This is a genomic window from Colwellia sp. E150_009 (assembly GCF_053543955.1).
Genome location: NZ_JBHFOM010000008.1, coordinates 111,396 through 125,528 on the forward strand (window position 1 = coordinate 111,396; position 14,133 = coordinate 125,528).

Annotated in this window: 13 protein-coding genes; all 13 read left to right on the forward strand. The window is 38.5% G+C overall.

From position 1 onward, the window contains the following. Nucleotides 1-51: 51 nt before the first annotated feature. The 13 genes from tssI to ACE1OF_RS06095 all read left to right on the forward strand — a co-directional run bounded on the left by tssI (nt 52) and on the right by ACE1OF_RS06095 (nt 14,011). Nucleotides 52-1,860: a type VI secretion system tip protein TssI/VgrG gene (tssI, locus tag ACE1OF_RS06035; protein WP_448893349.1), complete on the forward strand. Its 1,809-nt coding sequence runs from the start codon at nt 52-54 to the stop codon at nt 1,858-1,860. A gap of 2 nt (nt 1,861-1,862) precedes the next feature. Beyond that, nucleotides 1,863-2,216, forward strand: a complete 354-nt coding sequence (locus ACE1OF_RS06040; protein ID WP_448893350.1) for a hypothetical protein — start codon at nt 1,863-1,865, stop codon at nt 2,214-2,216. An 82-nt stretch (nt 2,217-2,298) separates the two neighbouring features. Continuing rightward, nucleotides 2,299-2,595, forward strand: a complete 297-nt coding sequence (locus tag ACE1OF_RS06045; protein WP_448893351.1) for a PAAR domain-containing protein — start codon at nt 2,299-2,301, stop codon at nt 2,593-2,595. A gap of 96 nt (nt 2,596-2,691) precedes the next feature. After that, a complete protein-coding gene (locus ACE1OF_RS06050; protein ID WP_448893352.1) occupies nt 2,692-3,924 on the forward strand; it encodes a hypothetical protein in 1,233 nt (410 codons plus the stop codon). Then, the gene (locus tag ACE1OF_RS06055) at nt 3,924-5,015 is read left to right on the forward strand and encodes a hypothetical protein (protein ID WP_448893353.1); all 1,092 of its coding nucleotides are present in this window, start codon (nt 3,924-3,926) and stop codon (nt 5,013-5,015) included. Before ACE1OF_RS06050 ends, ACE1OF_RS06055 begins: the two co-directional genes overlap by 1 nt. An 81-nt stretch (nt 5,016-5,096) precedes the next feature. Further along, nucleotides 5,097-9,779 (forward strand): RHS repeat-associated core domain-containing protein, encoded by a 4,683-nt coding sequence (locus tag ACE1OF_RS06060; RefSeq protein WP_448893354.1) that lies wholly within the window; start codon nt 5,097-5,099, stop codon nt 9,777-9,779. Nucleotides 9,780-9,790: 11 nt separating this feature from the next. Beyond that, nucleotides 9,791-10,552, forward strand: a complete 762-nt coding sequence (locus ACE1OF_RS06065; RefSeq protein WP_448893355.1) for a PoNe immunity protein domain-containing protein — start codon at nt 9,791-9,793, stop codon at nt 10,550-10,552. Nucleotides 10,553-10,564: 12 nt separating this feature from the next. After that, on the forward strand, nt 10,565-11,356 hold the full coding sequence (locus tag ACE1OF_RS06070) for a PoNe immunity protein domain-containing protein (RefSeq protein ID WP_448893356.1): 792 nt from the start codon (nt 10,565-10,567) through the stop codon (nt 11,354-11,356). Nucleotides 11,357-11,480: 124 nt separating this feature from the next. Next, the gene (locus ACE1OF_RS06075; RefSeq protein ID WP_448893357.1) at nt 11,481-11,672 is read left to right on the forward strand and encodes a hypothetical protein; all 192 of its coding nucleotides are present in this window, start codon (nt 11,481-11,483) and stop codon (nt 11,670-11,672) included. Nucleotides 11,673-11,835: 163 nt separating this feature from the next. Next, complete coding sequence (locus ACE1OF_RS06080; protein WP_448893358.1) at nt 11,836-12,648, forward strand: NlpC/P60 family protein; 813 nt, start codon at nt 11,836-11,838, stop codon at nt 12,646-12,648. Beyond that, a complete protein-coding gene (locus ACE1OF_RS06085; RefSeq protein ID WP_448893359.1) occupies nt 12,648-13,127 on the forward strand; it encodes a hypothetical protein in 480 nt (159 codons plus the stop codon). The genes ACE1OF_RS06080 and ACE1OF_RS06085 overlap by 1 nt, the downstream gene beginning before the upstream one ends. A gap of 75 nt (nt 13,128-13,202) precedes the next feature. After that, the gene (locus ACE1OF_RS06090) at nt 13,203-13,478 is read left to right on the forward strand and encodes a hypothetical protein (protein ID WP_448893360.1); all 276 of its coding nucleotides are present in this window, start codon (nt 13,203-13,205) and stop codon (nt 13,476-13,478) included. A gap of 149 nt (nt 13,479-13,627) precedes the next feature. Further along, nucleotides 13,628-14,011, forward strand: a complete 384-nt coding sequence (locus ACE1OF_RS06095; protein ID WP_448893361.1) for an STAS/SEC14 domain-containing protein — start codon at nt 13,628-13,630, stop codon at nt 14,009-14,011. Nucleotides 14,012-14,133 lie beyond the last annotated feature (122 nt).

The window sequence follows — 14,133 nt, forward strand, 5'->3', positions numbered from 1 at the left end:
AACCTTAAGGGATTCATCCCTTAAGGTTATTTTTGATTATTGAGGCAAGGAATGCAAAAAGCTACCCAAAAAAATAATATTATCTCTATCTCTACACCCTTAGGTAAAGATACCCTTTATTTAACACATCTTTGTGCCACCGAGGCTATTTCACAACTGTATTCTTTTACAGTTTCTATGTTTACTGTCGGTACAACTATTTCACTTGATGGCTTAGTGGGCAAAAATGTTTGCGTTTCGTTAAGAAATGCTGAAAGTGGTGGTGCTATTCGTTATTACCATGGTGTTGTTAGCCATCTAGAGTCAACGGGTATGCGCACATCAGCACCTGATGATGCTGCAGATTATATTGATTACCAAGCTGTTATTGTGCCAACAGCTGCGTTTATGAAAAAAAGAAGTAACTGCCGTATTTACCAAAACTTATCAGTGATTGATATAGTGGCAGATCTTTTTGGACAGCACAGTGTTGCTTTTCAAGATAAAACTACCAAATCTTATCCCAAATACGAATACTGTGTGCAATACCAAGAGTCTGATTTAGATTTTGTTGCGCGCTTATTACAACAAGAAGGTATTTTTTACTTTTTTGAACATAGTAGCTCAGCACACACTTTAGTTTTAGCTGATGATATCACCGCTTATAAAAAATGTGCTGAAGCAAAAGTTAGATGTTTTTCAGGACATCTTTCCAAACCCCATGTGTCGCATTGGCAAGGTGGTTTGAGTATGGTTAGTGGAGCATACCAACAAAAAGGTTATGATTTTGAACAACCGACACTTTTTCCAAGTGGCAATAAAGTAACCGCAAGTTTACCAGCGCAAGGTAGTTTGGAAATATTTGACTATTTAGGCGAATCAGAATTTAACAAACGTCCACAACCCTATGCTAATACCCAGTTAGAAGCATTACAAAAAGACATGCATAAGTGCTCTGGTCAAGGGGATTGCCGTAGTTTTAGTATCGGTAAATTATTTACTTTTGAAGATCATGAAGACAGCAGTTATAAGGGTAAAACGTATTTATTAACAGCAATTCGAACCAATGCAACACAGCCCAATCAATCGGGTGCCAATCAATCGGCGTCTGATAATGTTTTTACTAATGATTTTGAATGTGTACCTAAAGATACGCCATACAGACCTACCATATCGCTTAACAAACCGTTGATAAACGGTGTGCAAACAGCAGTTGTTACTGGTGATCCTGGTGACGAACAACACATTGACAAATATGGTCGAGTTAAAGTGCAATTTCACTGGGATCGTGAAGGTGCATATGACAGTAAAAGCTCTTGTTGGATCCGTGTTGCTCAAAACTGGGCGGGCAATAAATGGGGCGCATTCTTTTTTCCTCGTGTCGGCCAAGAAGTGTTAGTTGAATTTATTAATGGTGATCCCGATCAACCTATTATTAGTGGTGCTATTTATAATGCTGATTTAATGCCTCCGTATGCATTACCTGCTAAAAAAACGCAAAGTGGCATCAAATCGCACAGTACTAAAAATGGTGGGGCAGATAACTTTAATGAAGTTCGCTTTGAAGATGACAAAGGTAAAGAACTCTTATTTTTTCAAGCCGAAAAAGACCATGAACTAAAAGTTAAGCATGATCAAAAAGATACAATTGACAATGACAGACTAACGACTATTGCCAATAATGACACGTTAGACGTTGGTAATATTCTTAAAATGACAGCCGGTAGCGAAATAGAATTTAAAACAGGTGGTGCTTCAATCAAAATGACTAGTGATGGTTCTATTACCATTAAAGGGACTAATATCAAAGTTCAAGGAACCGATATAAAAGTTAACGGTACAAGTATCACTATGAAAGCTCCTCAAATTAAGTTGAATTAATAATGGAAGCTTATCAATACCCTAATGTAGGTCGTTCAGGTCGTTTTTGCAAAGGGCATTATGTTATATGTCAGTTTGGTTACCATTATTTGGTTTGTCGTCCTGAAGATAAGCCAGATGATCCTTTATTAAAGGCATCATTAAAAGAATTTTTAGTGAGTAGTACGTATGGTGAACAATTTTTAAGAAATTTACACCCGTGGAAAAACAAAGAAAATATTATTGACCAAATTTTCCATTACCTTGCACATGATGATTACCAGCATTCTACACAAAGTTTAGCTAAATCGATAAAGTGGATTGCACATGAATTATTTATTGGAAACTTGTTAATAATTCCGTTAAGTGAGTCTTAATAATTAGCTTGTTTCACTCAATATCAAGTTACCATAAATTTTAGAATGTACTTTACCTCAAACCAATTAAAAGGAAGATAAAATGGGAATGCCAGCTTCTACTATCACGCATATGCATGTTTGCCCTAAGGTCAATCCAGGAACCCCACCTATTCCTCATGTGGGTGGTCCTATTGTGGCAGGTTCACCCAATGTGTTAATTGGCAGTTTACCCGCAGCAAGAAAGGGCGATAAGCTCGTTTGTGTTGGGCCACCCGACACTATTACTGGGGGGTCAAGTACTGTAAAAATTAATGGAAAGCCTGCTGCTCGTTTAGGTGATGGTACTGCTCATGGTGGGTCAATTGTGGTGGGTAATCCAACGGTGTTAATTGGGTAACCTATATTAGATAAATAAATTGAATAAATTAAAAAAGGATTTCAAGAGCATAACCAATTAAACGGTACATTACTCTTGTGTTAAGTAAATAGTCTTATGGATGAATTAACTGTGCAACTAGCTCAATTAATGGCTCAACGAAATGTTTTGAGTTTTAATTTTTGCTGTTATAAAGACAATATGGTTAATAATACACAAAAATTACTAACAATTGCTCGATTAATTCAGTATGAAAATAATAACCAATGTATTCTTAGTGCCCAAAATGTTGAACAAATCATCACGCATATCAATGCTGAACATTATTACAGTGACGATGAGCTTGCGCTAGTTATAGCGCTGAAATTAATGTTAGAGCCAAGCTTACAAAAACAATTATTACCACGTTATTTAAATAGCGCACAACCGCAATTACAATCTCTGGTATTAGCTGTTGCAAAACTGCTTGGTGATAAGTTGATCATTACGCTAGATTTTACTCAGGCAACCCAATATATTCTCACGACAAAATCCAATGAATGTTTGCATCAACAAGCGTTTATTCAGCAAGTATTATTTCATTTGTATTATCGTAAAACACTCAATGATTATTTAAACGAAATGATACCTAAGTATAAAAATAGGAACGACAGACATAACAATAATAATTTATCGGTAATAAATTGGCTAACTATCGATGTATTATCAAATTGTCTGAGTACAGAATTAAGAGCAGAGTTAGGTACAGAGCTAAGGGCAAATAATCAGTTTGATGTACAAGCAATAACCCAGCAGTTTATACAGAATGATTATATGCATAGTACGTTGTTTGATGTGTATATTTGCTCACTCAATGAACATGAAATAACACAGTTAGTGAACCAGCTTAGTGCTGATGAAGCCTTTATTCCTTACATTACTCATGCCATGGGTATAAGCGGTTATGTCAAATTTATCCCTTTCCTTGCGCAATATTTACAACTAGAAGACTTTGTATTATCGGCTTATCAAGCACTACGGATATTATTGGGCAACAAGTTAGATGCATTAATTCCGTTAGCTGTGCAATTTAATAGCGATATTGACGAACGAAAAATAGATTTACGCTACTACGGAGCAAAAATACTTTATGCATGGCAACAAGGCATGTCCTTTTTGGGGTTAACTTTTGATCATGACTATGACAATAATGATAAACGAATATTAAATGGTACGGTGTTAACAGCACAGTCAGTAGAAGAAATTTTGTTATCGGGTAGTCAATGGCATCGACGTGTCGCTATGTTATATAAACTTCAATGGTGTGGTAAGCCTTTTATTCAGCACCCGAATGCGTTGGATATTGGCTGATGAAAGTAAAGCTACATAATAGTCATGTTCTTATTGGGGCAAAAGCAAGCACTGAACATGCGTTAAACTTACCGCTTGTTCCGCCTGAAGAATCATCGTTCACTATTAATGATAAACAGTATGTGAATTATTTTTGTTCTTCACTTAAAAGTAATTCAAGTGACAGTTATGCGAATGAAGATAGCCTTAATGAAAATAAAGTAACCCGTTGTATTCATCTAATCAAACAGTTAAATCTACAAGTAGAACAATTAGGGTTATCACTTCCTTTAGATATTCCTGTACTTTGGTTATTGCCAGAGTTTACAGAGTCATTTGATAATGCAATTGATGCGAGTAATACAGCAATAAATAATGAAAATACCTTGGCTTATTTTGCTAAAAAATTACAACAGGCATTACCGCAATTATTTAGTCACCCACAAAGTCAATTATTTCCTTTTGGCCGAGCGGCTTTTCCTATTGCCTTAGCTGCCGCTAAAACTTTGTTTGAAAGCGAAAAGGCAAAGACAATCTTATTTATTGCTGTTGATACGCTATATCACGATGTCGTTAATTTAATCACTAATAACATTTTGGTATCGGCAACAAGTGAACAAGGTATCATTCCTTCAGAGGGGATTGTTGTTACGCAAATATCGCCAGCTGATACGGGAATATCAATCGACTTTATACAAAATAGTGTGGCGCCAAGTAAACAACAAAATTTAGCCGTTACGCAGTTATTTACTGATAGCGTTCATTATTTTGCAGAAAATACAGAAGATAATGAACAACAAATAGCACCCGATAGACTTTCCCATTTATATCTACCAGGTAATGGAGACGAAACATTACAAAACGCGTGGCTTGATTCCTATTATCAATTGGCAGGATATGTTGATGACAAAACAAGCATTTGCCAAAGTGCATTATTTACAGGGGAATTAGGCTGTGTTACTGGCTTATACAACTTTTTACATGTTGTGAATGGTTATAAAACTAAAGTAATACAAGGAAATGTATTGCAACTTGAAGTGTCAAATGCACTTCATCAAGGCGTTATCTTGTATTCATATGATAACCAGCTTCATGGGGTAAACCATGATTGATAGTGTAATAAGAGCAACACTTTGGCTTAATAATTGGCTTAATAAAATTTACGGACAAATAAGGTTTCAGACAGGATGAGCGTGCAGTATTTTCAATTTAGAGGTAAAAATCGACGTATTGTTGTGTTGCTGCGAAGTGCTGAAGCACCCGGTGGTTACACCTTGGTTTCTAGTGGTGGCGATCAAGCTCAGCTATTAGTAGACGAGATTTCGCCGCATTTGGCGAAAGATGTCAATGCATTGGGACACGCCCGTAGTTTGCTACGACAGGTTGGTATTACTGTTACACAACAAGCGCGGCTAGTAGCCCCGAAATTTAAAGAAGCAATTAGCTGTGAGTTATTACACGTTTATGGTGAAAATCCTCAAGATTCTATACATTACTCCACCGAAGAAGCTACGCCTAAAGCAAGCAGCAGTAGCAGTGCAAAAATACCTGCGGTTAAACCGAGTAATCAAGGCAAACAAGCGAGTAATGCAGCGCAAAGTGGTAGTGCAAGTAATCATACGCCAACAGACGTGCCAATTAGCGAGCAAGCTTGTCGAAGTGATCCTGTCTCATTATTGAGTGGCGAAGAAATACTACCCTTAGTTGACTTTACGTATCAAGGTATTGTGCCTATTACGTGGCGTCGTCTTTACCGTTCAAGCAAAATAAATAATAACCTTGATATGGGCTATGGTTGGCGTCATGGGTTTAGTGTGCAACTTGAAGCGCACTATCAACCAGGCCCCAAAGTCGGGCCAAAACAACCGGGTAGACACTGGTTTGAATTGCATGACGAAGAAGGTCGCCGCCATGTATTTGAACAAGTAAAACAGGGCCAAACCAGCTATCAAACCGCAACCGGCTTAGCTTTGTTTCATCAGCTCGATGGCAAACAAATTTTAATTAGACCTGACGACAGCCACTGGACGTTTGTTAAGCATAGTATTTCTGCATCAAGTAATAATGGTCAAGCGAGTAAAAATACTCATGCAAGTAAAACACCAGTAAAGGACGTGTGGCTACTCGATAATGTCAGTAATCATTTAGGACAAAGTATTACCTTGCACTACGACCAAAGGCAACGTTTAGAGCGTCTAGCGAATGGTCCAAAACGTGGTATTGCACTGCAATATAATCAACAAAACAATCTTGAAAAAATCGCTGCTTACGTACTTGATGACAATAACAAACGCATTATTCAAAGCCCGCTGTTAGCACATTACCAATACAATGATGCCCAAGCGTTAGTGTCAGCAACCAATAGCCAACAAAGTACAGAGCAGTATCGCTATCGTCACGACTTATTACTCAGTTGTCGCACACGCGCCTCTGGCTTTAGTCATCACTTTTTATGGCAAGGCGAGGGTTCAAAAGCGCAATGTATAGAGCAGTGGGGCGATAATAACACCTATCATTATCATTTTATCTATCAAGCTAGTGAAGCAAACCCTGCAGAGCAGTTAAGCACATCAACTGACAGTTTAGGGCATACTGAGCGTTTTATTCATAATGCCCAAGGGTTATTAACGGCATACACTAATACCAACGGTGCCACTGAATATACCGATTATGACGCGTTAGGACGTAAAACAAAAACCACCGATGCCATGGGTAATAGCACCATTTTTGCTTATAACGAGCAAGGGCAACTATGCACGGTAACTAACGCGCAAGGTAATAAAACCCATTATCACTACAATGGCCTAGGTAAACGCATTGTTACCATTGATGCGCTAGGACAACAACATAAACGTCGTTATGACGCCACTGGGCGTTTATTGGCAGTACACAGCCCAGACGGCCGCACTCACAGTTATCGCTATACCGAGCAAGGACAATTACACAGCGAAGTTGACTTTCAAGGAGTTGAAACTTTATACCATTGGAGTATTGGCGGGGAATTACTGGCTAAACAAGTAGGCAGTATTTTAACTCGCTACAGTTACGACAACCTAGGACGACTCAACGGTGAAGTCAATGCCCAAGGTTTAGTCACCGAATACAAACGCAATCGTCACGGACAAGTTAGCCAACAAAACAGCTATCCACAAAACGCACCCGAGAAAAAAATCACCACCGCGTATTCATACGACCAAGCAGAGCGTTTGCTGAGTGTACAAACATTAAGTGATGAGCAGCATAACACACAAACAGCACAACAAGCTGATGCCGATATCACCCTGTATCAATACCAAGGGTTATCACAACCAAGTAAAAAAACCTTCAGTGACGGCAGTTGGCTTAGTTATGGCTACGACAGTGAGCGTAATTTAACTGACATTACCCGTAGCGATGGTGCAACCTACAAAATAGCGTACAGCCCAACCGAAAAACCAGTAGCGCTAATCGGTTTTGATGGTAGAGCGCAACGCTTCACTTACGATGCTAACGACCAACTGATAAGCGTTAACGACAGCGACTTACGCTTTATTAGACTCAAGCGCGATAGTTTAGGCAACATAATAGAGCAAAGTGCCAGTCAAGCGACTAATTCCCGTAACGCACAAAGCAAAGGTCAAAGCAACGAACAAGGCAAGTCACAGGCTAGTCAACATAATTATTTTCAATACGATGCTATTGGGCGTTTAGTACGTGCTCATAATAGTGAACGAACGGTCAGTTTAACTTATCATAAAAATGGAAAACTCAGCACGAGTCAGCAAGGGCATTGGTCACTAAACTATGACTACAACAACTTAGGTCAACGCAGCATTTTACACTTACCTGATGGCAGTGAGATACAGTATCAGTATACAGAGCAAGGGCAATTAAGCGATGTTAGTTTTGTAAATAAAACACATAACGCGAGTAAACCACAGTCATTAGTTCGCTACGCCTACAACAACGCTGGCTTTAATACACAACAAACTTTAGGTAATGGTATTGAGTTAACGCAGCATCATGATGTGTACTCACGCTTAACAGAGCAGCATTGGCAAGCAAATAAGCCAGAAAACACTCAAACAAACGACCAAGCAAGCGAGCACCATACACATATTGCCGCCGCGTATAGTGAATACCGACGTTACCAGTACGACCATAAACACCAATTAACGTTATGTGAGCAAGCACCTGAAAAAACAACAGAACCAAGCCAAAACTCAGCTCTGATTCAGCCGATACAAAAAACGTTTACCTACAACAGTATTAGCCAATTACTGCAAAGTAGTGTAATTAACCAAGCTGATGAAAAAGCACAAACAAGCCAAGCAACACAATACCACTGGGATGCCTTTGGTAATCCGCAAAGCACCGCTAATAATGCTCAAGCGACTGATAAGGGGGTGAGCAATAATGACAGTAGAAATACTGGTAATGGCCAGAATGATATCTTAGTCATAAACGACCAACTACATCGTTTTGCCGGTAACGACTACCGCTTTGACGAATGTGGCAATCAAATATCATGCTTAGGCAAGGGTAATAAACAACAACGTGTTTACAATGGTTTTAACCAACTTACACAGCTTAACCACAATGGTAAACTCTCCCACTATGAATACGATGCCCTTGGCAGACGTAGCGCTAAAATAACCGAACAAGGTCGCATTGATTTTATTTGGGATAATAACCAACTCATTGGTGAACACCACAACGGCAAATTCACTTGGTTTATTTATCAACCTGATACTTTTTTACCTGTAGCGCTGATTAAAAATGGTGGTGGAAGCCAAAATAACGAAATATATTACTATCACCTAGACCAACTGGGCACACCACTTTGCTTAACCGATAATAAAGCAGAACAAGTATGGCGTAATGAAAGTGATGTTTTTGGTTGCGAGTTAGGTGATAATCAATTAGAAAACAATCAGTTAAGTATAAGGGCGCAAGAGTTTGTAAATACAATTGAAAACCCACTGCGCTTTCAGGGTCAGTATTTTGATGAAGAGTCGAATTTCCATTACAATCGATTTAGATATTACGATCCCAAGCAACAACGTTTCATCAACCAAGACCCTATTGGGTTAGTGGGTGGTATTAACCACTATCAATACGCACCAAATCCTATTAATTACATTGATCCACTTGGGCTTTCTTGTAAGGAAGGATGTAAAGAGGGAGCAGATAGTGGCTTACCCGAAGAAGAGGGCTTAAAACCAGTTACGCTATTGCCAGTGGAGTGGGCAATCGAGGGAATTGCTGATGCAGCTGAGCAATTAGCGCAAATGTTAGATACTGGGCCAACCTTAGCAGGGGCAGCAGCCATGGCAGTATCGCTGCTACCGGGTAAAGTTGCCGATAAAGCCCTTGAGCCTGTGGTGAAAAAGCTAGATGGTGTTGGCAACGTAGCGACACAGGCAGCTAAAAAGGCAATCAATAGAAAAACACCGGATGATTTTTCTGAATTCAGCTCAATAAATCATAAAAAAGCCGCCGCAGGCGAGTATAATGCGCATCAACTAATGATTGAAAAAGGCTTTACCCCAGTTGGAAAAACGGATGGTAAATACAAACCGGGTCAACAAGGTATTGATGGTATATATAATCACCCGAATCCACCACCTGATTTTGTGATCACCGAAGCGAAATACAATAAAGCCCGTTTAGGTAAAACTAGTACAGGTAAGCAAATGAGTGATGATTGGATGAATGATGAGCGACTTGAAAAAGCAGGACTAAATGAACAAGAAAGGCGTAAAATTAGAAAAGGCATTAAGAAGAGTAATGGTACAGTTCAAAAGTTACTTATTCGCAATAAACTGGATGGCAGTTTAGTGGTGAAAACCTTAGATAAAGATGCCAAAATTATTGGTGAGACAGCAGGATTTTAGGAATAGAGAAAATGTTAAGAGACAAGTTGAAAAATAAAGCTTATTACAATGACCGGATTAACTTTAAACTAGAATGTATCGAAGAAGATATTGACGAAATAAAATTTGATGATGAGGATTCGGTAGAAGTAAAGATGAAAGGTTCATTGATGGTTGTTAGCGATATAATCTATTTATTACATCAAAAATACTCCCGAGGTGATGATTTATCTAGTTTAATACCCGACTTAGAACTTGCACTTGAGTATCGTCAATGGCAAAAAGACTATGCCGACGCACTACCGCCTAAAGAGCAAAAATCTCGCATACAGTGGGAAGAGCTGTACGAAGATGATATGCGCCGCACGTTAATATGGCTTGCATTTGCCTATTGTTTAAATATGGGGCAAGAGTATTACCAACAAGTACTTGAGTTAATTGCCAACCAGGGGCAAGACGGTTTATTGGATAATATTGCTGTTACCATGGGCGATACAACACGTGAAGTTGCCCAATCGACCTTATTTAAAAAACGCTTTGGTAAATTATACAAGGTCGTTTTAGCCGACCCTGAGCAACGCCCTTCGTTAGTGAAAGAATATTTAAATGCATGGTACAAAGCCGAGGGTAGCCCTGATTATCATTTAATGGACACCGACGCTTATATTGGTTACTGGTGCTGGGGAGCAGCGTTGGTTGTTAAACTATACAACATTGACGACAGCAGCTTTATTGACCACGAATACTATCCAAAAGATTTAGTGCACTGGCAAGATAACAATAAGTCAGTATAGGAAAAAATACTCATGCGTGATACCCGTAAAGACAATACTTATTTTAGTGAGTTGGTTGACGACTTTGAAGAAGCGTTAGCTGAAACCCAAGAAGCGTTAGACAATGGTAACTTTACCTCACCCAGTAGCCGCGTTGATATTGCGCAACGTTTATATCAATTAGCCATTATGCGGGCGGTTGCGCATTACTCTAGGGGGACAGCGATAGAGGCGCTTAAACCTTTTGTATTAGCCATACTCCCTTACAGACAACAACTCAGTGACTATTGCGATAAATTACCTAAGCCTCATCAAGTATATCGCCGTGCGTTTGAGCAATTAGGCGGTCAAAGTGATGCGGTGGGCTCTGCCAATATTAATCGCTATATTTATACGCTCTGGTGGTTGTCTTTATTACAGGCATGTAACGCTGACCAACAACACATTGATGAGGTGCTCGCCATTATTGGTGAGCAAGGTAAAGACGCACTACTTGATAAGATTGCCGTGGCGTTAGGTGATGTCAATCGTCCTATTGCATCTACGTTGTATTACCCCGACGTATATCAACCCTTAAGCGATGCGTTTAACACATCACCTACACAACAAGTGGCGTTATTAAATGCGTTTGTACAGCAGTGGTATAACAAACTTGATGAAGCTGATTGGTACGACAGCCATGAATGTGATTGTGAGTTTGAATACACGGATTACTACATTGGTTATTGGTGTTTTGAGTTATCGTTAGTTGCCAATATACTAAAAATACCCGCTAACGCACTCGCGGGGCATTCGATGATACCAACGGACTTAATCAAAACCTAAATCACAAGGTTCGTAATAACGTAAAAACAGTTTTTATTTTAACAGAGTCGCTTGTAAATACGGTTTAACACGCTCTAACGAAAACGTGACAATTAACAACACTATATTTTTCAAGGAAGAACCCATGAGAAAACCCCCATATAAACTCGTAGAAACGTGGCTAACGCTAGCAATGGACACGAGGCCAGAGCACAGGCTGGCAAAACAAGCGGCAACAACCAATTTAATTAATATTTTTGGCACTATTGATGTTGCTCAGATCTATTTAGAGCAGAGCTTGAAAAAACTCACCGTAGTTGTGGCAGAAGAAGCTTAGCCACGGCATTTAACGTAATTACAAACAACCCTTTAATTACTATTGATAATATGTACAATTACTGTTTACTTTTAAGCGTAATCGTTGAACGATAATACTATATTCATACTGATTCAAATCACAATAAACCTTATTCAATATAAGGAAAGACAAGGAAATCACGATGTCAGCACTGAAAATTACTCAATCCGTTGGATTTGGTGGAACAAACAATATAAACGATGTAAAAGCGGTACAAACGGCTTTAAATAAACTCTTATCACTGATACCACCCACAGAAGCCTTAACGGTAGATGGCCTATTAAATACTCGTATAGAAAAATCTAAAACCATAGCCGCAATCAAACTTTTTCAAAGTAAAGTACTTGGTCAAGTACGACCTGATGGCAGGGTAGATCCTAGTGGTCGTACTCATCGAAAAATTAATGAAAAACTTATCAATATAAGCGTTAGGTCAGACGCTATTTTAAAAATGCCAGCAACTTATGCTGTATGGATGAAAACAGCAATTAATGAGCTGGGTGAAAGCGAGGTTGCAGGTACTAAAGCGAATCCTCGAATTTTAACTTATTTTAAAGCGTCTAAATTTTGGGGGAAGGACGATACCGGCGGAGTAAACGCATGGTGTGCTTCTTTTGTTTCTTGGGTTATGAAACAACATAACATGGAGCCTGTGAAAAACGCTTTTAGAGCAAAAGAATGGGCGAATTTTGGTAAGAAAATTGAAAAACCACTTTACGGTGCTATTGGTATAAAAACAAGAAAAGGGGGCGGGCATGTTGCTTTTGTTGTGGGCCAAAGTGCCGATGGTAATTCGCTTTTCATGTTAGGTGGCAATCAAAGCAATAGCGTAAACGTGACAAAATACAATAAAGACGTGTGGGAAACCTTTGTCGTACCGGCTGATTTTGACGAAACGTGCGAGACATTACCAATTTACACTAAAAAAGCCTTGATGGCAGGAAGTGAAGAATAATGAAAAACACTACATTAGCATTATTGTTGTTCTCTTGTTTTTCTTGCTCCTCTATAGCGACACCAACTGTCGCTGCAGAAAATATAACTACAGAAAAATACGCAACAAATTTGGAACTTGATGGTTTTAAAGAAGCTATTAAGCATGTGCACTATCTAGCGAAAGTAAAATTAATAAAGGTTGAAATTATTAGTGAAGATGATGAAACAGATAAACATATATATTCTGCCGACGTAATAGAAACGTATCGAGGCACAGCACAAAAACAAATTAGTTATGAGATGTTTGTTGAAAAAGGGGAAGAAGCGCCTGTAGAGAATATCCCTGTCTATATTGCTTTGTGTAAAGATAGCCAGGGCACATATTATTGGCCTGGAACAGGCTCTCAGTTTTCATCAAGTGATGCAATCCGCGCTTGGTTAACCGAAAATGAAAAGGTCGTACGTGAAATGCCTACAACAGGCAATTGGTGCAATTAACGTCATCGATAAGATCAAACAACAAAAAATAAGCCACAAAATACGAATCATAGAATAGACAAGGAAATTTACTTTATGGAACAAAAACAACGCATAGCACTTTCTAACATCATGAGTGAACTTTATCAAAAGCCAGAAATGATAGAAGAACAATGGCATATTGTAAGCCCCATGCTTACAGAGCTTATAGACACCACACCACAAGGATTTGAAGGTGTCACATCAATGATTAACAAGCATTTCACTAATGCTGCTAAATTTAGTGATGTCAAAATACAAAAATTTGAACTTGAATCTGGCTTGATTAAACTCAATGTATACTTTCAAAAATTAAATGCGTTTAAGCGTTGAGAAGTATTCGTTGTAGATTAAATACTAATATTGGTCAGTAATACCTATTTATAATTCGAAAGTGAGAGCCTGATACAAGAGGTTTAAGCAATTAAAATAATCAACTATAATCAACTAATAGTATATTAGTGACTTAAGGTTGTATTTTTATGAAAGCACGCTATCACAGTTTAACTATTTCTATAAAACGAAAAGCTGATCATTACTTTTTAACTTTTAAAGCTATTGGTAAGTTATCTATTGAAGATTATCAAATGATAACCCCAATCATCACTTCCACGATAAGGGCAAAGCAACAACCTAAACTTGATATCCTGCTTGATATTACTCAATTTAAGGGCTGGACAATGCATGCCGCGTTGAATGATTTTATTATGAGTATAAAGCATTGTGATGAGTTTAAACGGGTTGCAGTGTTTGGCAGGCATACATGGCAGAGAGTATTAACTCAAGTTGGAAGTTGGCTTTTTACCGCTGACATACGTTACTTTGATAATAGAAGTGGAGCCATCAATTGGATTACAAAACAATAAATCATACCTAATTGTGCCTAAATATTGGATTAAATAATATGTATTAGTTCCGACTTAATCTGACACATCGACTTGAAAAGTTGAGAGTTACCCGTTTTTATTAAAGGTGTCGAATCTTTAAT